At 61.2% G+C, this 25,367-nt stretch carries 26 protein-coding genes and 1 tRNA gene; 13 read left to right on the forward strand and 14 right to left on the reverse strand.

What is annotated here, in order from left to right; all coding sequences use genetic code 11:
• The first annotated feature begins 61 nt into the window (after positions 1-61).
• Complete coding sequence (locus ASD31_RS25995; protein ID WP_162251158.1) at positions 62-250, forward strand: hypothetical protein; 189 nt, start codon at positions 62-64, stop codon at positions 248-250.
• On the opposite strand, the gene ASD31_RS27120 is transcribed toward ASD31_RS25995, so the two are convergent.
• Both ASD31_RS27120 and ASD31_RS13215 read right to left on the reverse strand, forming a co-directional pair.
• Positions 216-1,208 carry a lysophospholipid acyltransferase family protein gene (locus ASD31_RS27120; RefSeq protein ID WP_056334179.1) on the reverse strand — a complete coding sequence of 331 codons (993 nt, stop codon included), beginning with the start codon at positions 1,206-1,208 and terminating at the stop codon, positions 216-218. The genes ASD31_RS25995 and ASD31_RS27120 overlap by 35 nt on opposite strands.
• The gene (locus ASD31_RS13215) at positions 1,205-2,503 is read right to left on the reverse strand and encodes a cytochrome P450 (protein ID WP_244483846.1); all 1,299 of its coding nucleotides are present in this window, start codon (positions 2,501-2,503) and stop codon (positions 1,205-1,207) included. The genes ASD31_RS27120 and ASD31_RS13215 overlap by 4 nt, the downstream gene beginning before the upstream one ends.
• A gap of 379 nt (positions 2,504-2,882) precedes the next feature.
• Between ASD31_RS13215 and ASD31_RS25520 the strand changes: the two genes are divergently transcribed.
• Together ASD31_RS25520 and ASD31_RS25525 are read left to right on the forward strand one after the other, a co-directional pair.
• The gene (locus tag ASD31_RS25520) at positions 2,883-3,050 is read left to right on the forward strand and encodes a recombinase family protein (RefSeq protein WP_274534269.1); all 168 of its coding nucleotides are present in this window, start codon (positions 2,883-2,885) and stop codon (positions 3,048-3,050) included.
• Positions 3,047-3,634 (forward strand): zinc ribbon domain-containing protein, encoded by a 588-nt coding sequence (locus ASD31_RS25525; RefSeq protein WP_082520561.1) that lies wholly within the window; start codon positions 3,047-3,049, stop codon positions 3,632-3,634. The genes ASD31_RS25520 and ASD31_RS25525 overlap by 4 nt, the downstream gene beginning before the upstream one ends.
• Here ASD31_RS25525 and ASD31_RS13225 read toward each other — a convergent pair.
• From ASD31_RS13225 to xylF, 4 genes are all read right to left on the reverse strand, one after another.
• Positions 3,605-3,681: transfer RNA gene (locus ASD31_RS13225), tRNA-Arg, on the reverse strand. The genes ASD31_RS25525 and ASD31_RS13225 overlap by 30 nt on opposite strands.
• Positions 3,682-3,848: 167 nt before the next feature.
• Entirely contained in the window at positions 3,849-4,634 is a 786-nt protein-coding gene (locus ASD31_RS13230; protein ID WP_056334188.1) for an ATP-binding cassette domain-containing protein, read from the reverse strand.
• Positions 4,635-4,647: 13 nt separating this feature from the next.
• Positions 4,648-5,961 carry a sugar ABC transporter permease gene (locus ASD31_RS13235; RefSeq protein ID WP_056334191.1) on the reverse strand — a complete coding sequence of 438 codons (1,314 nt, stop codon included), beginning with the start codon at positions 5,959-5,961 and terminating at the stop codon, positions 4,648-4,650.
• Between the two features lie 213 nt (positions 5,962-6,174).
• Entirely contained in the window at positions 6,175-7,215 is a 1,041-nt protein-coding gene (xylF, locus tag ASD31_RS13240) for a D-xylose ABC transporter substrate-binding protein (RefSeq protein WP_056334194.1), read from the reverse strand.
• A gap of 229 nt (positions 7,216-7,444) precedes the next feature.
• Here xylF and ASD31_RS13245 point away from each other — a divergent pair, with 229 nt between their 5' ends.
• A complete protein-coding gene (locus ASD31_RS13245) occupies positions 7,445-8,674 on the forward strand; it encodes an ROK family transcriptional regulator (RefSeq protein WP_056334199.1) in 1,230 nt (409 codons plus the stop codon).
• 51 nt (positions 8,675-8,725) lie between these two features.
• Here ASD31_RS13245 and iolG read toward each other — a convergent pair whose 3' ends face one another.
• The gene (gene iolG / locus ASD31_RS13250) at positions 8,726-9,721 is read right to left on the reverse strand and encodes an inositol 2-dehydrogenase (RefSeq protein ID WP_056334712.1); all 996 of its coding nucleotides are present in this window, start codon (positions 9,719-9,721) and stop codon (positions 8,726-8,728) included.
• Between the two features lie 304 nt (positions 9,722-10,025).
• On the opposite strand from iolG, the gene ASD31_RS13255 reads away from it, so the two are divergent.
• A complete protein-coding gene (locus ASD31_RS13255; RefSeq protein ID WP_056334202.1) occupies positions 10,026-10,253 on the forward strand; it encodes a hypothetical protein in 228 nt (75 codons plus the stop codon).
• A gap of 17 nt (positions 10,254-10,270) precedes the next feature.
• Here the strand turns inward: ASD31_RS13255 and ASD31_RS13260 are convergent, their stop codons facing one another.
• Both ASD31_RS13260 and ASD31_RS13265 read right to left on the reverse strand, forming a co-directional pair.
• Positions 10,271-10,735, reverse strand: a complete 465-nt coding sequence (locus ASD31_RS13260) for a hypothetical protein (RefSeq protein ID WP_056334204.1) — start codon at positions 10,733-10,735, stop codon at positions 10,271-10,273.
• A gap of 53 nt (positions 10,736-10,788) precedes the next feature.
• Entirely contained in the window at positions 10,789-11,766 is a 978-nt protein-coding gene (locus ASD31_RS13265) for a LysR family transcriptional regulator (RefSeq protein WP_056334715.1), read from the reverse strand.
• Between the two features lie 277 nt (positions 11,767-12,043).
• Between ASD31_RS13265 and chvE the strand changes: the two genes are divergently transcribed.
• The 8 genes from chvE to ASD31_RS13305 all read left to right on the forward strand — a co-directional run bounded on the left by chvE (position 12,044) and on the right by ASD31_RS13305 (position 21,353).
• Entirely contained in the window at positions 12,044-13,111 is a 1,068-nt protein-coding gene (chvE, locus tag ASD31_RS13270) for a multiple monosaccharide ABC transporter substrate-binding protein (protein WP_056334207.1), read from the forward strand.
• Positions 13,112-13,229: 118 nt separating this feature from the next.
• Entirely contained in the window at positions 13,230-14,765 is a 1,536-nt protein-coding gene (gene mmsA / locus ASD31_RS13275; protein WP_056334209.1) for a multiple monosaccharide ABC transporter ATP-binding protein, read from the forward strand.
• Positions 14,765-15,973, forward strand: a complete 1,209-nt coding sequence (gene mmsB, locus ASD31_RS13280) for a multiple monosaccharide ABC transporter permease (protein ID WP_056334212.1) — start codon at positions 14,765-14,767, stop codon at positions 15,971-15,973. Before mmsA ends, mmsB begins: the two co-directional genes overlap by 1 nt.
• A 206-nt stretch (positions 15,974-16,179) precedes the next feature.
• Positions 16,180-17,172: an AraD1 family protein gene (gene araD1, locus ASD31_RS13285; protein ID WP_056334215.1), complete on the forward strand. Its 993-nt coding sequence runs from the start codon at positions 16,180-16,182 to the stop codon at positions 17,170-17,172.
• A 63-nt stretch (positions 17,173-17,235) separates the two neighbouring features.
• Complete coding sequence (locus tag ASD31_RS13290) at positions 17,236-18,669, forward strand: aldehyde dehydrogenase family protein (protein WP_056334218.1); 1,434 nt, start codon at positions 17,236-17,238, stop codon at positions 18,667-18,669.
• A gap of 159 nt (positions 18,670-18,828) precedes the next feature.
• Positions 18,829-20,574 (forward strand): L-arabinonate dehydratase, encoded by a 1,746-nt coding sequence (gene araD, locus ASD31_RS13295; RefSeq protein ID WP_056334221.1) that lies wholly within the window; start codon positions 18,829-18,831, stop codon positions 20,572-20,574.
• Positions 20,575-20,697: 123 nt separating this feature from the next.
• Positions 20,698-20,943, forward strand: coding sequence for a type II toxin-antitoxin system Phd/YefM family antitoxin (locus tag ASD31_RS13300; RefSeq protein ID WP_056334718.1), 246 nt, complete (start codon positions 20,698-20,700; stop codon positions 20,941-20,943).
• Complete coding sequence (locus ASD31_RS13305) at positions 20,940-21,353, forward strand: type II toxin-antitoxin system VapC family toxin (RefSeq protein WP_056334721.1); 414 nt, start codon at positions 20,940-20,942, stop codon at positions 21,351-21,353. Before ASD31_RS13300 ends, ASD31_RS13305 begins: the two co-directional genes overlap by 4 nt.
• 8 nt (positions 21,354-21,361) lie before the next feature.
• On the opposite strand, the gene ASD31_RS13310 is transcribed toward ASD31_RS13305, so the two are convergent.
• From ASD31_RS13310 to ASD31_RS13330, 5 genes are all read right to left on the reverse strand, one after another.
• A complete protein-coding gene (locus ASD31_RS13310; protein WP_056334224.1) occupies positions 21,362-21,778 on the reverse strand; it encodes a type II toxin-antitoxin system VapC family toxin in 417 nt (138 codons plus the stop codon).
• Positions 21,775-22,014, reverse strand: a complete 240-nt coding sequence (locus ASD31_RS13315) for a type II toxin-antitoxin system Phd/YefM family antitoxin (protein WP_056334228.1) — start codon at positions 22,012-22,014, stop codon at positions 21,775-21,777. Before ASD31_RS13315 ends, ASD31_RS13310 begins: the two co-directional genes overlap by 4 nt.
• Before the next feature lie 73 nt (positions 22,015-22,087).
• On the reverse strand, positions 22,088-22,909 hold the full coding sequence (locus ASD31_RS13320) for a transglutaminase family protein (RefSeq protein WP_056334230.1): 822 nt from the start codon (positions 22,907-22,909) through the stop codon (positions 22,088-22,090).
• Positions 22,910-22,931: 22 nt separating this feature from the next.
• Entirely contained in the window at positions 22,932-23,870 is a 939-nt protein-coding gene (locus tag ASD31_RS13325; RefSeq protein WP_056334233.1) for an alpha-E domain-containing protein, read from the reverse strand.
• A 4-nt stretch (positions 23,871-23,874) separates the two neighbouring features.
• The gene (locus ASD31_RS13330) at positions 23,875-25,269 is read right to left on the reverse strand and encodes a circularly permuted type 2 ATP-grasp protein (RefSeq protein ID WP_056334724.1); all 1,395 of its coding nucleotides are present in this window, start codon (positions 25,267-25,269) and stop codon (positions 23,875-23,877) included.
• Between the last annotated feature and the right edge of the window lie 98 nt (positions 25,270-25,367).

Genomic DNA, 25,367 nt, shown 5'->3' on the forward strand with positions numbered 1-25,367 from the left:
GCCTTCCAAAAGACCGGCGGTGACGATCTGACCGTCCGCTTTCTTGGCAGCAAGGATTTCCATGGTGTTTACCGATTTCTTCGATCTCGGGACCAAGGATTTTGAGAAAATCAAGACTGGCAGCCGCTACATCAATGACGAAAAGATCGCTGGTCTCGTCACGTCGATGACCGGCCTCAGACCCGTATTTAAGCAACCGCTTCCTCGGCCAGACATCACAGTTCATGGTCAAGGAAATACCATTGGCTGATGTGGCGTTTGACAACGGGCTCGATAACGCTGTTCAGCCGCTCGACATCCTCGGCCAGTTTGAGACCGGGGGTATCCGTCTTCGGCAGGTCAATCGGCTTCAACCAGCGACAGACGAACTGCGAGCCGCCCTTGCGCACCACATAAAACGGAACGATCCGTGCGCCGGCATGCCGGGCAAGCCGCACCGCGACCGCCAGATTTCCGGAAAGATGCGTCGTTCGTCCGAAAAACGGCGCCATGATGCGGCCATCGAAGCCTTCATCGCCGAAGATCGCGACAACGCCATCGCGTTGAGCGAGACGTTTCATCGCAGGGCGCACACCTTTTACGCCGGGGGGCAGCAACGCCAGGCCGAAGCTTTCCCGGACGCGGCAGGCGATGTGATGTTCGAGCCGGCTTTCCGGCGGCATATAGAAGCTGGCGGCAGCGATTTGCAGACGGCCAAGGACGGCTGGAAGCAGCTCCCAATTGCCGAGGTGCAGAGCAAGCACGACGACAGGGCCTTCCGCATGCACCGAGAGCAGGTTCTCTTCCCCTTCGATCGTGATGCCGTCGGATGCATCAATGCGCGAGAGGACGGAGAATTCGGCCATAACCCGCCCTTTGCCGCGCCAGTTTTGGCGTGCGATGGTGACAGGGTCGAGATCGGGACGTATGCGCGCCAGGTTTTCCACAATGCGCCGATTTCGGGCGCCGAAGAAGGGGCGGATCATTCCATAGTGAAGCGCGCCGAGCTCGGAAGCGAGACGTGCCGGAAGCAGCCGAAGCAAGTTGTAGCTCAGCCGTTTTGGCAGGTCACGCAGCGTGTCATGGATCCAGTAGCGGAGGAAACGCCGCCGAGCCTCCGTTCCGGCAAAGAAATCGGAGAATGGCGGCGCCTTTTCGTCTTCCCAGACAAAGGCCTTGCGGGTGACGAGCGCCGGGTCGTCCGTTTTGGTTCGTAAGTTCTTTCTCATCTCGGTTGGATCATCACCGGCAGGCCGCCCATTGGACGCAATGTCAGTCTCGAAGCAGGCCGAACGCTCGTGCCCGGCACAAGCCGCACCTTGAAACGCTGCGCCAGAATGGCGAGACAAAGGATGCACTCGGTCAGCCCGAACTGAAGCCCCGCGCAGATGCGCGGCCCACTGGCAAAAGGGATGTAGGAATAGGGAACCGGGCGTTGGCCGCCGAGAAAGCGTTCCGGAATGAAGTGGTTCGGTTTGTTCCAGAGGTCGCTATTCCGGTGCAGCAGCCACGGGGATATGGTGATGAGGGCGCTGGGGATGACATCGATGTCGCCGATGCGATCGGCATCACGGGCTTGGCGCCCGAGAAGCGGCACCGGCGGATAGAGCCGCAAAGTTTCTTCTATCACGGCGCGGCAATATTCGAGCTTCGGAACATCCGCGAGCGTCGGCGGCGTCTGCCCGCAAACTCGCTCTATCTCGGCGTGAAGCGCATCCTCGGCCCAGGGCGCGTTGGCGAGGAGATACCACGCCCATGTCAATGCTGACGCGGTGGTTTCCTGCCCTGCCATGAAGATCGTGGCGGCTTCGTTGCGAAGGGCGTGCAAATCAAGCCCCAGTTCCGGGTTCTTCTGTTGCCTGCGAACGAGCAGATCCAGCATCGAGCCATCCTGGGTCTTTCCCCCCAGGTGGTTGGTGGCAACGCGGTCGATGACGTTGCGCACGCGCGCGATCGCCCGTCGCAGGCGCGGGGTCTTGAGAAGCGGGATGCCGTTGTTGAAACCGACGACATAGGCAAGGTTGATGTTGTCGACCAATCCCTGGAAGCTGCTGAACCCCTCGACGATCTCATTGGCATCGCCCGGTCCCATCTTGTCGCCGAAAACCGTGCGCGCGATGATCTCAGCGGTCAGGCCGCCCATCTCCGACAGCGCGTCAACGGGGGTGCCCGCCGGCAGCAGGGACCATCTTTTCACCAGGTCGAGGGTTGCCTCTTCCATATGGTGAGCAAAGTCCGGCAACCGGTTCTTGTGAACGATGTCGCTGACGAGCGGTCGCCGGCGCTTCCAGGTCTCGCCGTCGGAGATGAAAAGCCCATCGCCCAGAAGGTATTCCAGTGCGCGTCGCATCGCGGGGCTCTTGCGCTCGAAATTGTCGTGTCGTGTCGCAAGCACGTACTTCACCTGCTCGGGCACGTTGACGACAACCAGTTGCCGCCCGAGGCCACGCATCTGGGTGGTGCGGCTACGATAATCGCCCTTTCGAAAAAGGCTGAGATAGTCCTTTCGGACAAGTAGAAACATTCTCAGATAATCACGGGGCGGACCGGTATAGGGAGCAGGCCTGGCCGGTTCGAAATATCCGTTTCCGCGTTTTTCGATAATATTCGGCGGGTCCACCCGAAAAGACAAACTCATATAGGCCAGTCCTGTATTTGAAAAAATTAAAATACGTCAAAAAGAAGGCGAGGTGACATTACACGAAGCGGGGGGGTATGGGCACCTACCTAACGACCATCGGCTCGGATTTCTAGCGAAAATGCGAGACCTCACTTCAACGCTTGCGCCCCAGTCACCTTGGGGGTCTGGACCCGCCAAACATAGAGCCAGAACTCCCGTTGGAGCATAGGGCCGGGAAGCGTCAGGCGGTGCAGGCTGGCGGTCGTGGCCGCACCGCACCTATATCGGCCAGATGGCGTTTAACCGGCGCGATTCGCGCACGCTGAAGGCAAAGCCCGTCTCCGAGCATGTGATCGTTTCCGTACCCGCGATCATCGAGCGCGATGAGTTCGAGGCAGTGCAGTCGATGCTGAAGGACAGGAACCCGAAGGTGACGCCCCGCGCGTCGTGACGGGGCCTATCCTTCTGACGGGGCTTGCCACTTGTGCCACCTGCGGCGGCGGCATGACGTTGCGGACCGGCACGTCGAAAAATGGGACGGTCCATCGCTACTACACCTGTTCCAACGCCGCCCGCGCCGGCAAAGCCGCCGAGGTCGATGGTCGGATCATTCGTCTGCAAGGGGAACTGGCGGAGGTTGAAACCCGGCTCAAGCGCATCTACTCGATGATCGAGGACGGGATCGCCGAAATGGATGACATCCTGCGCGATCGTATCGCCGGGCTCAAGATCGACCGCGAGCGAATCCAGACGTCTCTCGATCGCGCACGAACGCACGCCGTGCCCGCCTCGGATATCCCGCCGGCCGTCGTCGAGGAGTTCGGCAGGATGATGCGCGAAAACATCACCTCCGGCGACATTCCCTTCCGCAAGGCCTATATCCAGGCCGTCGTCGATCAGGTCGAGGACAAACAGGTCAAAATCATCGGGAGCAAGGCCTCTATCCACCAAGCTATGACTGGTAGCAAAAAATTTTGGCCCGGTGTTCGCAGTTTTGAACGGAATTGGTGCACCCGACTGGATTCGAACCAGTGACCCCTGCCTTCGGAGGGCAGTACTCTATCCAGCTGAGCTACGGGTGCATCCGCGACGGCTAGGCGTCGAAGCAGGCTGTGAGCGGTTCATAGCCTAGGACAGACGGCGCTTCAATGGTGAAAGCGTTTCGGGTCAAGGAAATTCCGAGTTTTCGCGGTGATAAAAAATGCCGCGCTTTTTGGGCGCGGCATCTGTGTTTTCAGCGGCTGAAGATTCAGGCGGTCTGCATGGCGCCGGGGCCGGGGATGGCTTTTTCCGGGACCTTGCCGAGGATGATCATGCCGAGCACCTCGTCCTTGGTGACATCTTCGGTGCGGGCATGGCCGACGACCTGGCCGTTCTTCATCACCGAGACCCGATCGGCGAGATCGAAGACGTCGTGGATATCGTGGCTGATCAGGAAGATGCCGATGCCTTCCTTCTTCAACTGCTTGATGAGTTCGCCGACCTGCGCCGTTTCCTGGGGGCCGAGCGCTGCCGTCGGCTCGTCCATGATCAGGATGCGGGCGTCGAACAGGATGGCGCGGGCGATCGCCACCGATTGGCGCTGGCCGCCCGAAAGAGCCTTCACCGGCTCCTTGAAGCGCTGGAAGTTCGGGTTGAGGCGGCCCATCACCTCGCGGGTCTTGGCCTCCATCGCCACGTCGTCGAGCGTGCCCCAGGGCGTGCGCAGTTCCCGGCCAAGATAGAGATTGGCGGCGGCATCGACATTGTCGGCAACGGCGAGCGTCTGGTAGATCGTCTCAATGCCGTATTTCTTGGCATCGCGCGGATTGTTGATTTCGGCGGTTTCTCCGTTGATCAGGATCTCGCCGCTGTCGCGCCTGTAGGCGCCGGAAAGAGCCTTGATCAGCGTCGATTTGCCGGCGCCATTGTGGCCGAGCAGGGCCACGACCTCGCCGGGATAGAGATCGACCGAGGCATTGTCCACGGCGTGGATGCCGCCGAAGGAGATGGAAATGTTCTTCATTTCCACGAGGGGCTTGCGGGTGTCCGTCATTGGGTGGCTCCTCTTACTTGGCGCGGGCGCGATAGACCGTGTCGAGCCAGACGGCGACGACAAGGACCATGCCCACCACGATGCGCTGGAACGGGGTATCGATGCCCACAAGCACCATGCCCGATTGCAGCGATTGCATGACGAGGGCGCCGAGCATGGCGCCAGCGATTGTGCCGATGCCGCCGGCAAGCGAGGTGCCGCCGATGACCGCGGCTGCGATGGTGTAGAGCTCGTCGAGCTCGCCCTGCGCATTGGTCGCGGCATTGAGGCGGGCGGTGGAGATCGCGGCTGCGATGGCGCAGAGCATGCCCATCAGCGCGAAGATCTTGACCGTCACCCAGCGGGTCTTGATGCCCGCCAGTTCGGCGGCCTCCTGGTTGCCGCCGATCGCAAAGACATAGCGGCCGAAGCGAAGCCGGGTCGAAATGAAGGTCATGACGACGCCGACGACGATGGCGATCAGGACCGGAATGGCGATGCCATGTGCAATGAACAGGCCGCCGTCGGGCCAGGCGATGCCGCTGGCTTCCGCATATTTACGGGCGATGGCGACTGGCCAGGAGTAGCTGTTGACGACCGTGATGGCGCCGAGCACCAGTCCGCAACCGACGAGGGTCAGGAAATATTCCGCCCACATCGGACGCTGCGGAAAGCCGAAGCGCCGGCGCTGCCTGCGCGAATTGATGATGGTGGCGACGATGGCGATGCAGGCGAGGATGCCGACGATCCAGCTGGCCGTCGCGCCGATCGAGCCCTGCGTGCCGCCGCCCATCAGGCGGAAGGTGGCGTCCATCGGAGCGACCGTACGGCCGCTGGTGACGAACCAGGTGGCGCCGCGCCAGACAAGCAGGCCGCCGAGCGTCACGATGAAGGAGGGGACATTGAGGAAGGCGATGATCGCGCCGTGCAGCGCGCCGATGGCGGCACCGAGCAGCAGGCCGGCAAGCAGCGTCACGATCCAGATGGCGGGGTGGTTGAAGCCGAGCAGTTGCGGCAGCAGTTCGGCCTGAAGCACGCCCATGCTCATGCCGACGAAACCGAGGATCGAGCCCACGGAAAGATCGATGTTGCGCGTGACGATGACGAGCACCATGCCGGTCGCCATCACGGCGACGGAGGCGGTCTGGACGGAAAGGTTCCAGAGATTGCGGGGCGTCAGGAACAGGCCGCCGGACAGGATGTTGAAGCCGATCCAGATGATCAGCATGGCGCCGATCATGCCGAGCAGGCGCGTGTCGATCTCGGTCGCGCGGAAGAAGCGCTTGACCGGGTTCTCACTTGCCGATCGCGCGCGATTGGCTTGTGCGGTAGTCGTGATGTCGGCCATGGCTTTGCCGTCCCCCCACTTTTGTTGACGTATCGATCGAGCGTGGTCTGAAGTTAAGCAGGGCGTGACGGAAAACCGGGTCCCACTTTCCTCATCCCGCTATGAGGATGTATCGCCGCCGCATCCTCCGCCCGCTGTCCACCTTGCGCAAGCGCCGCAACGTGTGACGTTGCGGCGCCTGGTGATGGTCAGGTCATTTTCGGGTCGTGGTGATCAGTTGCAGGCCGCGACCGAGCCGGCGGCGACGCCCTGGCATGCCGTTTCCTTGGAGATCCAGCCGGCGTCGATGACGACGTTCAGATTGTCCTTGGTGATCGGCAGCGGCGCGAGGAAGACCGACTTCATTTCGACGCCCTTCGGGCCGCCGTTGAAGGTGGTCACGCCTTCGATCTCGTCCATGGTCTTGCCGCCGGCAAGCGTGGCCGCGATTTCGGCGGCGCGCTTACCGAGTTCACGGCTATCCTTCCAGACGGAGACGGTCTGGGTGCCAAGCGCCACGCGGTTCAGCGCGGCATGGTCTGCGTCCTGGCCGGAAACCGGTACGGTACCGGCAAGACCCTGGGCCGAAAGCGCGGCGATCGCGCCGCCGGCCGTGCCGTCGTTCGAAGCGACGACCGCGTCGACCTTGTTGTCGTTCGCCGTCAGGAACTGTTCCATGTTCTTCTGGGCGTTTTCCGGCTTCCAGCCGTCGGTATAGGCTTCGCCGACATTCTTGATCTTGCCGGCGTCGATTGCCTCTTTCAGCACTTCCTGCTGACCTGCGAAGAGGAAGTCGGCGTTCGGGTCGGACGAGGAGCCCTTGATGAACACGTAATTGCCTTCCGGCTTCACCTTGAACACTTCGCGGGCCTGCATGCGGCCGACTTCCTTGTTGTCGAAGGTGATGTAGAAGGCGGCCGGGTTTTCGATCAGGCGATCGTAGCCGACGACCGGGATGCCTTCAGCGGCGGCCTTTTCGATGGCCGGGCCGATGGCTTCCGAATCCTGGGCGAGAACGATGATGGCATTCGCGCCCTGGGCGATCAGCGATTCGACATCCGTCAGCTGCTTTGCGGCGGACGACTGGGCGTCGGCCGAAATATACTTGTCACCGGAGGCTTCGAGTGCGGCCTTGATGGCGGCTTCGTCGGTTTTCCAGCGCTCTTCCTGGAAGTTCGACCAGGAAACGCCGACCACCAGGTCCTTGGCGATCGCTGCTGACTGAATGGATACGATGATGGCAACGCCTGCCATCAGTTTCAAAACTGATTTCATGAAAGTCCTCCCAAGTGATCGCTGGCCGCCCGTGCGAACCTCCCGCACGGCCCCCGGCCAGCCAAACAGCTGTCGAAAACCCTGAAAAGGTTTTTCTCGACAGTCGAGAAAATAGATGTCAGAGTTTTAGAAAGCTGTCAACAAGGCTTTGACAACGGCGTGTTGCACCGGGCAGATGCTTTCCAGGACATCTGTTTGTGGGAATCATCGGGAGTTTCGGAAACGCGCAATGCTGACCAAATCCAGTAGCGAACTGGTCCGCCAGCAAAACAGCGCGCTCTTTCTCGCGACGCTGAGGCGCATGGGGCCGTTGTCGCATACCGAAATTTCCGAGCAAACGGGGCTTGCCTCGGCCACTGTTTCGGTCATCACCGCCGAACTTGAGCGTGCCGGCGTCATCGAGAAGGCGGAGCAGCAGCCGCATTCCGGCCGCGGCCGGCCGCGCGTTCTGTTCGGCCCGCGGCGCGACTGCGGATATCTGATCGCGGTGCGCATAGCATCCGATCTGGTCCAATATTCCCTGGCGGACTATTCCGGGCGGCTGATGGACCGTTTCGAGGAGCCCCGTCGCCACGATGTCGCCGGTACCGCGCATTTTTCGGAAGGATTCCTTGCCGCTCTGGTGCGGTTGACGGAGCGGTCGCGGCTGGAACGGTCGCAGGTTCTCGCCATCTCGATCAGCAGCAAGGGAACGGTGGCGACGGACGGAAAGCGTCTCCTATGGTCACCGGTCTTCGGCGGCGAGCAGATCGATTTCGACGCGTTGCTGCGGCCGCAATGGCGCGCCAAGGTGACGCTCAACAACGAGACCCTGCTGGTTGCCCAGGCGCTCGGCATGCGGGCAGACAAGGGGAAGGACGGTTCTTTTCGAGCCCTTGCAGCGTTGTCGCTTGGCCACAGCATCGGTCTTGGGATCGCCCGCAAGGGTCGGTTCGGCGCGTTGGAGGTCACCGCGCCGAATTTCGGACATATGCTGCATGCCGCCAATGGCGGTCTTTGCCGTTGCGGGTCCTTCGGGTGTATCGAGGCCTCGGCCGGTTTTTACGGGATCTTGCGCACCGCCTTCCAGGTGCCGCCGGATACGATCCCCGCCAAATTCGTTCCGCTCACGGAAATGGACAAGATCGCCGCCGGAGCGCGGGCCGGAGACCGGATGGCGGGCTATGCGTTCCGGCAGGCCGGCGTGGTGCTCGGCAATGGCCTTTCACGCATACTCAGTTTCTATGATCGCATGCCGATCCATATCACCGGCCCGGGAACGCGCTATTTCGATCTCCTGCAGCGCGGCATCGACGAAGGTCTCGAGCAGTCGCACGAGGTGCGCCTGCAGGGACGGCCGGACATCTCCGTCATCCATGATGAGCAGGGGCTGGTCTTCGACGGTCATCTCGACCGGGCCCTGACGGTGATGGATCACGATGTCGCGGCCGCCAGGCCGGCGCCGGCCGCGACATCGTGACGACGCCGGTCGGCGTCCCGGCCTTCGCCGTCAGGCAATTTCCGCCTTGGATCAGGCGCGGAGGGAAATCTGCCGCTTTTCCTTGACCGACTTTACGGCGGCATCGGCCAGTGCCAGCGCCGCGAGCCCATCGGCACCCGATGGCGTGATCGCCGTGCCTTTCTCGATGGCCGAGATGAAGCTGGCGATTTCGTTGGCATAGGCTTCGGTATAGCGCGTCATGAAGAAATCATGCAGCGGCGGGCGGGTATAGCCGTCGGCATTGGCGATCTCGATGGAAACGGCGCGCTGGTTTTCCGCGGCGACCATGCCCTTGGAGCCGTGCACCTCGATGCGCTGGTCATAGCCATAGGTGGCGCGGCGGGAGTTGGAGATTACCGCCTGGCGGCCGGAAGCGGTCTCTAGGATGACCGAAACACTGTCGTAATCGCCTGCCTTGCCGATTTCCGGATCGACGAGAACTGCGGCATGGGCGGTCACCGCCACCGGTTCCTCGCCGAGCAGGAAGCGGGCCATGTCGAAATCATGGATCGTCATGTCACGGAAAATGCCGCCCGAGCGCTTGATGTAATCGACCGGCGGGGCGCCGGGATCGCGCGAGGTGATCGTCACCATTTCGACCGTGCCGATCCTGCCCTCGTCGATCGCCTGCCTGACGGCCATGAAATGGGGGTCGAAGCGGCGGTTGAAGCCGACCATCAGCTTGCCGTTCGTTTCGGCGACCACCTTCATGCAGTCGCGCACCCGGCCGACGTCGAGATCGATCGGCTTTTCGCAGAAGATCGCCTTGCCGGCGCGGGCGAAACGCTCGATCAGGTCGGCATGGGTGTCGGTAGGCGTGCAGATGACCACGGCGTCGATATCCGTGGCGGATTCGATGGCCTCGATCGTGCGGACCTCGCAGCCATAGGCATTTGCTATGGCATCGGCCGCGGCCGGAAAGGCGTCGGCGACGGCGACGAGCACCGCATCCGCATTGCCGCTGACGGCCTTGGCATGAACCTTGCCGATACGGCCGGCGCCGAGAAGACCAAATCTGACTGTCATATCCATCTCTTTGTTGCAAGCGGCGGAGGCGCCGGGGAGGGGAGTGATGACGCTCACTCCAAAGGCGTCGTAAAAGGTTGGTTGCCGCGGATTCGCGGCGATGTTTTCGGTCGGAGCTTTCCGACCGGATTTTTCATGTGGAATGAAAAATCAAAGCTTCATTCTTTCGGAATATTTATTCCGTCTGAGGCGGAGCGGTCAAGCCGGCAGGTGTCGTTTCGCTTGCGGGACGGGGCTTTTTGGTCATAAAGCTGTGGTCGCTGCCGGCCGACGCTGCGGCCAACACATATTCGAGGCCTATTGCATGATAAAGCTGATCGACGCCGATCACCCCTTCTACCGGCCGCTCTGGGTCCGATTGCTGGTCATCGCCTTCTGCGTGGGCTGGACCGCGTTTGAGTTCTGGAACGGCAATACGACCTGGGGCATGATCTTTCTGGCGGTATCGGCCTATACGACCTGCGTCCTTGTCATCTTCTTCAAGCCGAAGCCCGAGACGATCGAGCCGGCAAAGGGCGACGATCCGGCCTGAGGGGCCGGCGACACGTCTCATCTTCGACGGGCCGGCCGCAGGCGGCGCATCGCCTCGTCGATCAGCATATTGGCGATCTTCATACGCAGGTCGGCATTGGCCCGGAAATCCGGATGATGACGGTCCGGATGGTTGTTCGTGGCGAAATGCCGGCGTTTTTCCGCCAGGCTTTCCAGCGTCTCTTCCCCGGTCATGGCGAGATCGGCTGCGATCTCCTCCGGCCGAAGGCGGCGGAGGTGATCCGGCATGGCAGGCGGCCGGCTTGGCCGTGGCGGCGCCAGCATTTCCTCGCTTGCCGTGTCCACATAGGCCCGGTGTACGGCAGCGCTGCCGGCAGGCTGCGTTTGCGCCAGATCGGCGACGAAGCCGGCGTTGAGGCCGCGGATGCGCTCGAGGGGCGCGAGCGCCTCGTCGGCTTCATCCTCTTCCTCTTGTGCCTGCAGTCGCGCCAGCACGGACTGGAAGACCGACATTGCGAACATTCTGGTTCTCCGCTTCCAGTCCGTCAGAGCATGTCAAGGTTTTGCGGGCCTGATCATGCGGTGCTCTGCTTGAGGATCAGGTCGTAGAGAAGCCTGGCGCTCGGCGGCAGGGCGCGGCCGCGCGCGGTGATCAGGCTATAGGGCCTGATGGTGATCTTGAAATCGGTGGGAAGGACGCGGATCTCGCCTGCCTCGCCGCCCTGGCCGGCAATCAGTTCGGCAACATCGCGCGCCACCGGCGCCACCGCATTGGTGTGGCGGACGATGGAGACCGTCAGGATGATCGAGGAGGTACTGATGATGGTGGCGGGCAGGGGTGTTTCGCTCGACATGAAACTGTCTTCGACGGCCCGCCGCAAAAGCGTGCCCTGCGGCTGGAAAACCCAGTCATAGCCCGGCAGGTCGGCGGTGGTGACCACGCCTTTTTCGAGCAGCGGATGGCCGTTGCGCACGATCAGGCAGACCTCTTCCTCGCCGATTTCGATGAGGTTGAAAAGGCGCGGGTCCTGGTCGTCGGGGATGCGCCCGATCACGAAATCATGTCGTGCCGAGAGTAATTCGCGGACCAGGACATTGCTGTTTTCAATCTGGATGTTGATTTCGATCCCCGGATAGGCCGTGGATACCTGCCGCACGGCCGGCACCGCCAGGTTGAGCGCCGGTCCGGTGACCGAGCCCAGCGAGACCGAGCCGCCGCTTCCGGTCTTCAATTCGGTAATTTCGCGGGCCGTTTCGCGCAGTTCGAGAAAAATCGTCCGCGCCCGGCGCGCGAGAGCCCGGCCAAATTCCGTCAATTCGACGCCGCGCGCGATCCTGGCACAGAGCGGCGCCTTCAAGATGGCCTCGATCTCGCCGAGAAGGCGCGAGGCGGCCGGCTGGGACATGCCAAGAGCGGTTGCCGCCGCGCTGATCTGGCCATGATCCTCGATCGCCAGGATAAGCTGCAGATGGCTCATCTTCAGGCCCGACCGAAAAATGCCCCGCTCGGAATAGTCCACCGGAACGGATGCGGGAATGATCGAATCTTCCATCGGCGCCTCGCAATCAAGCAACAGTCTATAAATCACACTGTTGCGCCATATCATATCGTAATTGATATGAGGATACACCGATATTGCATTTGACAGTTATGTCATTTGATTCCAGTTTAGGTCCATGTGCGCCAGCGTGCTTGGAGTCTGCGAGGTCCGGGAGGACATCTTGCCCCTTGCGCTTCTGTCGAGAGCCAAGCTCTCGCGACCACGCGAAGCGCTGCACATATCGAGGCGGCCGGACAGTTTGCCTGGATCAACACCAAGGGAGAGATACATGAAATTGATGACTTCGCTTCTCGCTGCCGCGGCGCTCAGTGTCGCTGCGTTCGTGGCGCCGGCACTGGCCCAGGACAAGGGCACGGTCGGCATTTCGATGCCGACAAAGACCTCGACCCGTTGGATTTCCGACGGCGAGACCATGGAAAAGCTGTTCAAGGACGCCGGCTACACCCCGGACCTGCAGTTTGCCGACGACGACATTCCCAACCAGCTGGCACAGATTGAAAACATGGTCACCAAGGGTGCCAAGGTTCTCATCATCGGCGCCATCGACGGCACGACCCTGTCGGATATCCTGCAGCGGGCGCATGATGCCGGCGTCAAGGTGATCGCCTATGACCGCCTGATCCGCGATTCGGCCAATGTCGACTATTACGCCACCTTCGACAATTTCCAGGTCGGCGTCCTGCAGGCCACGTCGCTGGTCGAGGGCCTGAAGCTCGACGGCGCAACCGAGCCGAAGAATGTAGAACTGTTCGGCGGCTCGCCGGACGACAACAATGCCTTCTTCTTCTACGATGGCGCAATGTCGGTTCTGCAGCCGCTGATCGATGCCAAGAAGATCGAGATCAAGTCCGGCCAGATGGGCATGGACCAGGTCGGTACGCTGCGTTGGGACGGTGCCGTCGCACAGGCCCGCATGGAGAACCTGCTGTCCTCGACCTATACCGAGGCCAAGGTCGATGGCGTGCTTTCGCCCTATGACGGTCTCTCGATCGGCATTCTTTCCGCCCTGAAGGGCGTCGGCTACGGTTCCGGCGACATGCCGATGCCGATCGTCACCGGTCAGGACGCCGAACTGCCGTCGGTCAAGTCGATCCTCGCCGGCGAGCAATATTCGTCGGTCTTCAAGGACACGCGCGAACTTGCCAAGGTCACCGTCGGCATGGTCGAGGCGATCATGGGCGGCAAGGAGCCGGAAATCAACGACACCAAGACCTATGACAACGGCGTCAAGGTGGTTCCGTCCTACCTGCTGAAGCCTGTTGCCGTCGACAAGTCGAACGTCAAGGACGTCCTCGTGGGCGCCGGCTACTACACCGAAGACCAGATCAACAACTGATCTCGTCCAACCATCGGGGTCCGCGATCCGTTGCGGACCCTTTTTATCTTGATGATGTGGTTCTATTGTCGCCCAATTCGGCCTCATCATTCCCGGACTGCCGCAGGAATACCTGACCATGGACAACATCATTCTCGAAATGCGGGGCATCACCAAGACATTTCCCGGCGTAAAGGCGCTGGACGATGTCAATCTCAAAGTCCGCGAGGGGGAAATCCACGCGCTTGTCGGCGAAAACGGAGCCGGAAAATCGACCTTGATGAAGGTCCTGAGCGGTGTCTATCCCGCCGGCAGCTACGATGGCGAAATCCATTATGACGGCGAAGTCCGCAATTTCTCGACGATTTCCGACAGCGAACATCTCGGCATCATCATCATCCACCAGGAACTGGCGCTCGTTCCGCTGCTGTCGATCGCCGAAAACATCTTCCTCGGCAACGAGATCGCCGAGAAGGGCGTCATCGACTGGCCGCAGACATTTTCCCGCACCCGGGAGCTTTTGGGCAAGGTCGGCCTCAAGGAGCCACCCACGACGCGGATCACCGATATCGGCATCGGCAAGCAGCAACTCGTCGAAATCGCCAAGGCGCTGTCGAAGAAGGTCAGGCTGCTGATCCTCGACGAGCCGACGGCCTCGCTCAACGAGACGGATTCCGACGCGCTCTTGAAGCTGCTCATGGAATTCCGCAAGCAGGGCATGACCTCGATCATCATTTCGCACAAGCTGAACGAGATCAAGACGGTCGCCGACAAGATCACCATCCTGCGCGATGGCGGCACGGTTGAAACGCTCGACTGTCACAACGAGGATATCGGCGAAGACCGGATCATCAAGGGCATGGTTGGGCGCGACATGGAAGACCGCTATCCGGCCCGCGAGCCTAAGATCGGCGAGACGCTGCTCGAGGTGAAGAACTGGAACGTCTACCACCAGCATCACCGTGACCGGCAGTTCCTGTACGATGTCAATTTCACCGTGCGCGCCGGCGAAGTCGTCGGCATTGCCGGACTGATGGGGGCAGGGCGCACCGAAACGGCGATGAGCCTGTTCGGCAAGTCCTGGGGCCACAGGATATCGGGCGACGTCTTCATGCACGGCAAGCGCGTCGATGTCAGCACCATCCCGCGCGCTATCGCGGCCGGCCTCGCCTATGTGACGGAGGACCGCAAGCATCTCGGTCTCGTGCTCAACAACAATATCATGCACAACACCACGCTCGCCAATCTCGATGCGGTGGCAAGCAGCGGCGTGATCGACACGCATGCGGAGGCCAAGGTCGCCACCGACTATCGTAGCAAGCTGCGGATCCGGTCGCATTCGATCTACCAGGAGGCCGTCAATCTGTCGGGCGGCAACCAGCAGAAGGTCGTGCTTTCGAAATGGCTGTTCACCAGCCCCGAAGTGCTGATCCTCGACGAGCCGACGCGCGGCATCGATGTCGGGGCGAAATATGAAATCTATACCATCATCAACCAGCTTGCCGCGGAAGGCAAAGGCATCCTGATGATCTCATCGGAAATGCCCGAGCTTCTGGGAACCTGCGACCGCATCTATGTCATGAACGAAGGACGCATCGTCGCCGAGCTTTCCAGGTCGGAAGCAAGCCAGGAATCCATCATGCGCGCCATTATGCGCTCCGGGGAGAAACACTAATGGTCGCAGAAACCAGCGCCGCGAAAACCACGCCCTCCATCGGGGTCTATCTCAGGAACAATATCCGCGAATACGGCCTGCTCGTCGCGCTCGTGGTCATCATGCTGTTCTTCCAGGTCGTGACCAACGGCGTGCTGTTCAAGCCCGTCAACATCACCAATCTAATTCTGCAGAATTCGTTCATCGTCATCATGGCGCTCGGCATGCTGCTGATCATCGTGGCCGGGCATATCGATCTTTCCGTCGGCTCGATCGTCGCCTTCACCGGCGGCATTTCGGCGATCATGCTGGTCAAGTGGAACCTGCATTATGCCGTCGTCGTGCCGCTTTGTCTCATCCTCGGCGGGATGGTCGGGGCCGCGCAGGGCTATTGGGTCGCTTACCAGAAGATTCCCTCCTTCATCGTTACCCTAGCCGGCATGCTGGTTTTCCGCGGCCTGACCTATCTGGTGCTGCAGAACAGGCCGATCGGTCCCTTCCCGAAGGATTTCCAGGTCCTGTCGACCGGTTTCGTCCCGGATTTCCTCGCATTCCTCAATCCTGCCCCGGGTACCATTACCAATCTGGCGGCCCTGGTGGTGGTGGTGGCGCTGGTCGCGCTGGCCATCTACTACGGGATCAAGGGCCGTCGCACCAATGTGCTGCATGGCACCGAAAACGAGCCGCTTGCCTTCTTCATCCTGCAGATGGCGGTCATCGCCGTCGTCGCAATCTTTCTCGGCTTCCAGCTTTCCACCTACAAGGGCTTCCCGAACGTCCTGGTGGTGATGGGCCTGCTGATTGCGCTCTATACCTTCGTCACCACGCGCTCGACGATCGGACGGCGCATCTATGCGATGGGCGGCAACGAGAAGGCAGCAAAGCTTTCCGGCATCAACACCGAGCGGCTGACTTTCTACACATTCGTCAATATGGGCGTTCTGGCGGCGCTCGCCGGCATGATCATCGCCGCGCGCCTGAACTCGGCGACGCCGAAGGCGGGCGTCGGCTTCGAGCTCGATGTCATCGCCGCCTGCTTCATCGGCGGCGCCTCGGCCTCCGGCGGCGTCGGCAAGATGACCGGCGCAGTCATCGGCGCCTTCATCATGGGCGTCATGAACAACGGCATGTCGATCATGGGTCTCGGCATCGATTACCAACAGTTGGTCAAGGGCCTGGTGCTGCTCGCGGCCGTGTTCTTCGATGTCTACAACAAGAACAAGGGCTGACCGGTCCGGTCTCTCTTTGCGCGATCGGCCCCGGCCGGCGCGCTAAAAGGCGGTCGAGCCTGCTCCGGCGGGCGCCCGGCCGCCAATCTCGATCGAAGGGCGGCGCGCCGCCAGCAAAGGGAGGACGAAAGCCCTCCAACGGATTGTCGTTGCCGAAGGAAAGCGTGTCACGCCCATCGGCCGCTCGATAGAAAAAGGATGATGCAGTGCTGATTTCCCAGGTCAAGAACAACAATGGCTCGATCACGGTTGCCGTGCGCGAAGTGGGCGAGGCCGCGCATGCCGTCAAGAACGCCACGAGCGTTCATGCGCTCGCGATGGAAGCCGCCAATTCCGGCCAGAGCCTGAAGGCGGTGATCGCCGCGCACGGATTGGGCGACGAGGTCGATCTCCAGGATGCCTATGCCAAGGGGCTTTTCCTGCCGCCGATCACCCATTCCGATGTCGCGCATCTGCACCTGACCGGAACCGGGCTCACCCATCTGGGCTCGGCCTCCACGCGTGATGCCATGCATGCCGCGGTCTCCAAGGTCGAAGAGGGCGCCACCGACACGATGAAGATGTTCAGGATGGGGCTCGAAGGCGGCAAGCCCAAGCAGGGCGAGAAGGGCGTGCAGCCGGAATGGTTCTACAAGGGCAATGGCAGCCAGGCCGTTGCGCCGGGCGGCGATCTTGTCTCTCCCTCCTTTGCCGAGGACGGCGGAGAGGAGCCGGAAATGGCCGGCATCTACGTCATTTCCGACAATGGTACGCCGTTCCGCATCGGCTTTGCTGTCGCCAACGAGTTTTCAGACCATGTGACCGAGCGCGTCAATTATCTTTACCTCGCCCATTCCAAGCTCCGGCCGGCCAGTTTCGGTCCGGAAATCCGCATCGGCGAGGCACCGGCGGATATCCATGGCACCTCGCGCATCATCCGCGACGGCAGGGTCTTCTGGGAAAAGCCGTTCCTGTCGGGCGAGACCAATATGTCCCACAGCTTTGCCAATCTCGAATATCACCACTTCAAATACGACCTCTTCCGCACCCCCGGCGACGTGCATGTGCATATGTTCGGCACGGCGACCCTGTCGTTCGGCGATGGCATTAAAACCGAGATTGGCGACGTCTTCGAAATCGAGGCGGAGGGGTTCGGGCTTCCGTTGCGCAATCGTTTGGCGATCGCCGGCGAAGACGATATCACCATCGGCCAGCTTTAAACCGGCGAGATACGAAGGCCGCATCCGGATGCCGGCCGCGAACACCAGGGAGGCTTTACGCCCATGACATTGCACCAGAACCTGATTGCCGGCGAATGGGTCGGCTCGGACGGCGTCGAGAACATCAATCCGTCCAATACCAACGATGTCATCGGTGTTTACGCCCGTGCCGGCGCCGAGGATGCGAAGAGGGCGATTGCCGCTGCGAAGGCGGCTTTTCCGGCCTGGTCGCGGTCCGGCATTCTCGAGCGCCACGCGATCCTGAAAAAGACCGCCGACGAAATTCTCGCGCGCAAGGACGAGTTGGGAAGGCTACTGGCTCGCGAGGAGGGCAAGACGCTGCCTGAAGCGATCGGCGAGACCATCCGCGCCGGCCAGATCTTCGACTTCTTCGCCGGCGAGGCCTTGCGGCTTGCAGGCGAGGTGCTGCCCTCCGTGCGTCCGAATATCGGTGTTGAAATCACCCGCGAGGCGGTTGGTGTCGTCGGCATCATCACGCCGTGGAATTTCCCGATTGCGATCCCCGCCTGGAAGATCGCGCCGGCGCTCTGCTACGGCAATACCGTGGTCTTCAAGCCGGCCGAACTGGTGCCCGGCTGCGCGCATGCCATCGTCGATATCCTGCACCGCGCCGGCCTGCCCAAGGGTGTTCTCAATCTCGTCATGGGCAAGGGCTCGGTGGTCGGCCAGGCCATGCTCGGCAGCCCCGATCTTGCCGCCATCACCTTCACGGGATCGACCGGCACGGGAAAACGCGTCGCCGCTGCCTCGATCGAGCATAACCGCAAGTTCCAGCTCGAAATGGGCGGCAAGAACCCGATGGTGGTGCTTGACGACGCCGACCTCACCGTCGCCGTCGAGGCCGCTGCCAATTCCGGCTTCTTCTCCACCGGCCAGCGCTGCACCGCCTCGTCGCGGCTGATCGTCACCGAAGGTATTCATGACAAGTTCGTCGCAGCGCTCACCGAGAAACTGAAGACGCTGGTGGTCGATGATGCGCTGAAGGCCGGCACCCATATCGGTCCGGTGGTCGATCAGTCCCAGCTTTCGACCGATACCGATTATATCGGCATCGGCCGGCAGGAGGGCGCCAAGCTTGCTTTCGGCGGCGAAACGATCTCGCGCGACACGCCCGGTTTCTATCTGCAACCGACTTTGTTTACCGAAGCCACCAACCAGATGCGCATTTCGCGCGAGGAAATCTTCGGGCCGGTTGCCGCGGTCATCCGCGTCAAGGACTATGACGAAGCGCTCAGCGTTGCCAACGACACGCCCTTCGGCCTGTCGGCCGGCATCGCCACGACGAGCCTCAAGCACGCCACGCATTTCAAGCGCAATTCCGAAGCCGGCATGGTCATGGTCAATCTGCCGACGGCGGGCGTCGATTTCCATGTGCCGTTCGGCGGCCGCAAGGCCTCGTCCTTCGGATCGCGCGAGCAGGGCAGATATGCGGCCGAGTTCTTCACGGTGGTGAAGACGGCCTATACTCTGGCCTAGAGCATCTCGCGCAAAAGAGCGTCGTCATTTGCGACGACGACATGCGCAGCGACAAAGACCTGAAGCGCGAAAGCGGATCTGAAGGATCGCGATGCGCTTCAGAAATGCTTTGCCGGACCGGCCGTGGTGGCCGGGCCGGCACCTCAAGGGATAGAAGAAATGAAGAAGAAAGCCGAGTGGCCGCGCAAGCTGCGCTCATATGATTGGTTCGGCGGCACTGGCAAGAATGCCATCATGCACCGCTCGTGGATGAAGAACCAGGGCCTGCCGGCCGATACGTTCGACGGCCGGCCGATCATCGGCATCTGCAATACCTGGTCGGAACTGACGCCATGCAACGCGCATCTGCGCGACCTGGCAGAACGGGTGAAGCGCGGCGTCTACGAGGCTGGTGGCTTCCCGGTCGAGTTTCCGGTGTTTTCCGTCGGCGAAAGCACGCTGAGGCCGACCGCCATGATGTTCCGCAACCTTGCGGCCATGGATGTCGAGGAAGCGATCCGCGGCAATCCGGTCGATGGCGTCGTGCTGCTCGGCGGCTGCGACAAGACCACGCCGGCGCTCCTGATGGGCGCTGCCTCGGTCGATATTCCCGTCATCCTCGTTTCCGGCGGCCCGATGCTGAACGGCAAGTGGCGCGGCAAGGATGTCGGCTCCGGCACGGCGATCTGGCAGTTCTCCGAAATGGTCAAGTCCGGCGAAATGTCGCTGGATGAATTCATGGACGCGGAACAGGGCATGGCCCGTTCGGCCGGTAGCTGCATGACCATGGGCACCGCCTCGACCATGGCGTCGATGGCCGAAGCGCTGGGCATGACGCTGCCGGGCAATGCCGCCATTCCCGCCGTCGATGCCCGCCGCCGGGTGATCTCGCAGATGTCCGGCCGCCGCATCGTCGACATGGTCAAGGAGGATTTGAGGCCTTCCGATATCCTGACGAAGGAGGCCTTCGAAAACGCCATCCGCGTCAACGGCGCCGTCGGCGGCTCGACCAATGCGGTCATCCATCTCCTGGCGCTTGCAGGCCGCATCGGCGTGGACCTCACGCTCGAGGACTGGGACCGGCTCGGCCGCGACGTGCCGACCATCGTCAACCTGCAGCCTTCCGGCAAGCATCTGATGGAAGAATTCTATTATGCCGGCGGCCTGCCCGTCGTCATCAAGGCCGTCGGCGAGATGGGGCTCCTGCACAAGGATGCGCTCACCGTTACGGGCGACACGATCTGGAGCGGCGTCAAGGATGTGGTCAACTACAATGACGACGTCATCGTGCCGCGCGAGAAGGCGCTGGCGCAATCGGGCGGCATCGCCGTGCTGCGTGGCAATCTTGCGCCGCGCGGGGCTGTCCTGAAACCGTCGGCGGCCTCGCCGCACCTGATGCAGCACAAGGGCCGCGCCGTGGTCTTCGAAAGCATCGAGGATTACCATGCCCGCATCAACCGCGACGATCTCGATATCGACGAGACCTGCATCATGGTCCTGAAATATTGCGGTCCGAAGGGCTATCCGGGCATGGCCGAGGTCGGCAATATGGGCCTTCCTCCGAAAGTGCTGAAGAAGGGGATCACTGACATGATCCGCATTTCGGATGCGCGCATGTCCGGCACAGCCTATGGCACCGTCATCCTGCATACGGCGCCCGAGGCTGCCGAAGGCGGTCCGCTGGCGCTTGTCCAGAATGGCGACATGATCGCCGTGGACATACCGGCCCGCTCGATCCATCTCGACGTTTCGGACGAGGAACTGGCACGGCGCCGTGCCGCCTGGGTGAAGCCGCATATGCCGATCACCGGCGGCTACGGCAAGCTCTATGTCGATTCCGTCATGCAGGCGGACCAGGGCGCCGACCTGAACTTCCTCGTCGGTCCGCGCGGCGACCGTATTCCGATGAACCGCGACAGCCACTGAACCGTCTGTTGCGGTTTTATCCATGAGGCGGGCATTTTGCCCGCCTTTTTCATATGCGGGCAGCATTTGCGCTTGATGCCGAAAGGGACTATATTTCTGTCCATATGTACAGGGGATATGGTCATGACGGTTAAGGCGATTGGAGCGGCCGAATTCAAGGCCAAATGTCTCAATCTCGTCGATCAAATGAGCTCCGACGGCGAGCCAATCACGATTACCAAGCGTGGCAAGCCGGTCGCCGTGCTCTCGCCCGTGTCGGACGCTGGCCCTCCTGCAAGCATCATCGGTGCCATGAAAGGCAGCGTAACCTTTTATGATGATCCGTTTTCGCCGGCGGTGGAAGCCGATGAATGGAATGCGGGCCGGTGATCGTCGTCGACACCCATGTGCTGATTTGGGCGGTGCAGGATGATGCGCGGCTTGGGCGAAAGGCCCGTATGATCATAGACGAGATGACGCGGCAAAGCCGCATCCTGATTTCGGCGATCACCCCATGGGAGATTGCCATGTTGGCGGAAAAGGCCCGCATTGTCCTTGGTGACGATGTCGGGCGATGGATCGACCGCGCGCTCGCTCTGCCCGGCATTGCGCTTGCGCCATTGGAGGCATCGATCACGGTCGGCAGTGTCCGTCTGCCGGGGGAGTTCCATAGCGATCCAGCCGACCGGATCATCGTCGCAACGGCCCGGTTTCACCAGGTTCCATTGATGACGGCCGATCAAGCTATTCTCGATTACGGATCGAAAGGGCATGTCGGCACGCTGGCCGCCTCGTCGTGAAGGCTACTCTAATCAATTCTCTTCAAGGTTACCCCAAGTTGATGTGCCGCCGCGGCAAGCGCCTTGTCCTTGGTTGCGAGCATTGCGCCCCTACGGGAAGCAAGTTCGAGATAAGCGGCATCATAGCTTGTCAATTTATGCGCCCGGGCCAGGGACAAGGTCTCGCCCCACGCCCTTGCTGCCGTTTGCGGATCGGTCTCGATTGGCATCTGTGCAATCAGGTCGAGCTTTTGCGCAATCTCTGAGGCTGAAATGCGTCCGCGCCGTTCCGCGTAAAGAAGCACATTTGCAAGTTCCAGATGAAAAAGCGAGGGAACCAGGCCGCCGTGCGCGATCACATCCTGCGCCACAGCATCGGTTTCATCCGAAGCTTCGTCGTCAAAACACCAGGCGAGCGCAATCGAAGCGTCGATGACAACCATCATTTCCGGCCTTCGTCCCGCAATTCCTTCCATGAGATGCCACCCAGCGTATTGGCCCGGCGCAGCTCCTTCAACTTTTGAAAGGCACTGTTAGATGCCGCTGCTTCAATGGGTTCGGCGCTTACGAGGCGGGCTATTGCCTTTCCGTGTTTGGTAATGGTGATTTCTTCACCATTTGCGACGCGATCCAACAATGAGGAAAAATGCGTTTTCGCTTCAAATGCGCCGATTTTCGACATTGTGACACTCCATTTCAGGTCTGAATTTTAAACCAGAACCGGAGGCAGGTAAAGGGTGATAAGGAGCGAGGCCTTACTGGCTCTGCGCCTGGCTTTGTCCCTGCTGCTCAACTGTGACGGCAACCTTCAGCGCTTCGCTCGACGAGCCGTGGATCAGGCCTGAGACCGGCGCGGCATCGCGATAGTCGAGACCGCAGGCGATGCGCACATAGCGGTCGTCGGGGCTCATGCCGTTGGCGGCGTCGAAGCCGACCCATCCGAGCCCCGCCAGATGAATTTCGGCCCAGGCATGGCTTGCGGTCTGCTCTACCTCATCCTGCATCATCAGATAGCCGGAGACGTAGCGGGCGGGCAGGCCGAGCGTGCGGGCGCAGGCAATCATGATATGGGCGTGATCCTGACAGACGCCGCTTGCCTGCTGCAGGGCCTGTTCGGCGGTCGTTTCCGTTCCGGTTTCTCCCTGCCGGTATTCCACCCTTTCCCCGATGGTCCGCATCAGGGCATGCATCTTCTCCAGGTCCGTATCACCGGCCATGGATTTGGCCAGGTTGCGCACCGGCTTGGTTGTCCGCGTCAGCGGCGTGCCGCGCAGATAGAGCCAGAGCGGCGCATAGGCCTGGTGCGCACCATAGATGCCAGCCTTGTCTTCCGTCTCCACCTCACCGCCGGCGATGATCCGGATCGAGGTCCGGTCGCCTTCGACGCTGACGAGATTGACCCTGTTGCCGAAATGGTCGTCGTAGCCGACCTCCATCCTGGCGCCCTCGACCTCGGTTTCCCACCGGATCACCTTCTGTCCGGCCTGGGTGAGCGGCGTCAGCCGCAGGCGCTGCAGCGAATAGCGGACAGGCTCCGCATAGGTATATTCGGTGATATGGCTGATCTTCAGATGCATGTTCCGCTCCTCGACCGATGCCCTAGTAGAACCGGTAACCGTTTGAGATTTCCTGTCCCAGACGATTGTTCTGGCTGATGAAATTCTCGATATATTCGTGCAGGCCCTGGTCCATGATATCCTTGATGGCGTGGCCGCGCAGCGAGGACAGGGTCTGCTCGGCCGTCGCATGGGCCGCATGGCGCTCGCCATATTCGCGCGCCAGATAGCCCAGATTGCTGACGATCTTATCGTAGCAATAGGCAAGCGAGCGTGACATGCGGCCGTTGAGGATCAGAAAATCGGCGATATTCGCGGGCTTGTATTCGGCCTCGTAAACCCAGCCATAGGCGCGGTGGGCGGAGACCGAGCGCAGGATCGATTCCCACTGGACATTGTCGATCGAGGTGCCCACCTGCGAGACGGCGGGCAGCAGCACGTAATATTTCACGTCGAGGATGCGCGCCGTATTGTCGGCCCTCTCGATAAAGGTGCCGATACGCGAGAAATTGAAGATCTCGTTGCGCAGCATGGTGCCGTGAAAGGCGCCGCGGATCAGCCCCGTCATGCGCTTGATGCCATCGATGACCTCCGGCATGTCTGCCGCCTTTACCCTGCGCGCCAGCCTGGATTTGAGATCAAGCCAGCATTCATTGGTCGCCTCCCAGGTTTCGCGCGTCAGCGCGGTCCTCACCATGCGCGCATTGTTGCGGCCACTGTCGATGCAGGACAGCACGCTCGATGGGTTGGATCGGTCGCGCAGGAGGAAATCGATGGCATCGGCGCTTGTCAGGCTTTCATAGAGATCGTCGTAGATGTCACGGACGCCCGAGCTCTGCAGCACGCCGCCCCAGTCCTCGTCGGTGGCGTGGCTGCGGGTCAGCGACATCCGCAGGCCGGCGTCGATCAGCCGGGCGCTTTTTTCGGCCCGCTCGATATAGCGGAACATCCAGTAGAGGCCGTTGGCGGTTCTTCCGAGCATGGCGTCAGTCCTCCAGAACCCAGGTATCCTTGGTGCCGCCGCCCTGGCTGGAGTTGACCACCAGCGAGCCGGCTTTCAAGGCAACCCGGGTCAGGCCTCCCGGAATGATCTGAACCTTGTCGGAGACGAGAACATAGGGGCGCAGATCCACATGCCGGGGGGCGATGCCCTTTTTGACGAGGATCGGCACGGTGGAAAGCGACAGGGTCGGCTGGGCGATATAGTTGGAGGGCCGAGCCTTCAGTTTTTCCGCGAAGGTGGTGCGCTCCTTTTTCGAGGCGGTGGGGCCGACCAGCATGCCGTAGCCGCCGGATCCATGGACTTCCTTGATGACGAGTTCATCGAGATGCTCGAGGACATATTTCAGGCTGTCGGCTTCAGAGCAGCGCCAGGTCGGGACATTCTCCAGCAGTGCCTTGCGGCCGGTGTAGAATTCAACGATCTCCGGCATGTAGGAATAGATCGCCTTGTCGTCGCAGATACCGGTTCCCGGGGCATTGGCGATGGTGATATTGCCAGCGCGGTAGACATCCATGATGCCGGGAACGCCAAGAGCTGATTCCTGCTTGAAGGTTAGCGGATCGAGATAGTCGTCATCGACGCGGCGATAGAGCACGTCGATCGCCTCGTAGCCGCGTGTCGTGCGCATCTTCACCTTGCCGTCGATCACGCGCAGGTCCGACCCTTCGACGAGTTCGACGCCCATCATGTCGGCAAGGAAGGCATGTTCGTAATAGGCCGAATTATAGATGCCGGGGGTCAGCACCGCCACGCGCGGCTTACCCTCGCAGCCGGGAGGGGCAAGCGACGCCAGGCTATGGCGCAGGAGATAGGGGTAGTTCTCGACCGGGCGCACGCGGTTCTGATGGAAGAGTTCAGGGAACATCTGCATCATCGTCTCGCGGTTTTCGAGCATGTAGCTGACACCGGAAGGGGTGCGGGCATTGTCCTCCAGAACGTAGAACTGGTCCTCGCCGGTGCGTACGATATCGGTCCCGACGATATGGGTATAGACGCCGCCGGGGGGGCGAAAGCCGATCATCTGCGGCAGGAAGGCCTCGTTGCGCTCGATCAGTTCGCGGGGAACCCGGCCGGCCTTGATGATTTCCTGCTTGTGATAGATGTCGTCGAGAAAGGCATTGAGGGCGATGACCCTTTGTTCGATGCCTTGCGCCAGTCTGCGCCATTCGCGGCCCGAGATGATGCGGGGGATAAGGTCGAAAGGAATGAGCTTTTCTGAACTGTCGGCGTGGCCGTAGACGGCAAAGGTGATGCCGGTCTTGCGGAAGATGTTCTCGGCCTCTTTCGATTTGGCAATCAGGCGGGGCCGGTCCTGGCTGGCATACCACTCATTATAGGTCGCATAGGGCTGGCGCGGGCTGCTGTCCGCATTCATCATCTCGTCAAATGCCAACGGTCGATCCCCTTTTTTTTCCATTTGAATATAATGGCAAGGGCAAAGCAAGACGCATGCCCGGCGGCCGGCAAAAGAAATCG

It is taken from the genome of Rhizobium sp. Root482 (assembly GCF_001426565.1).
GTDB lineage: Bacteria > Pseudomonadota > Alphaproteobacteria > Rhizobiales > Rhizobiaceae > Pararhizobium.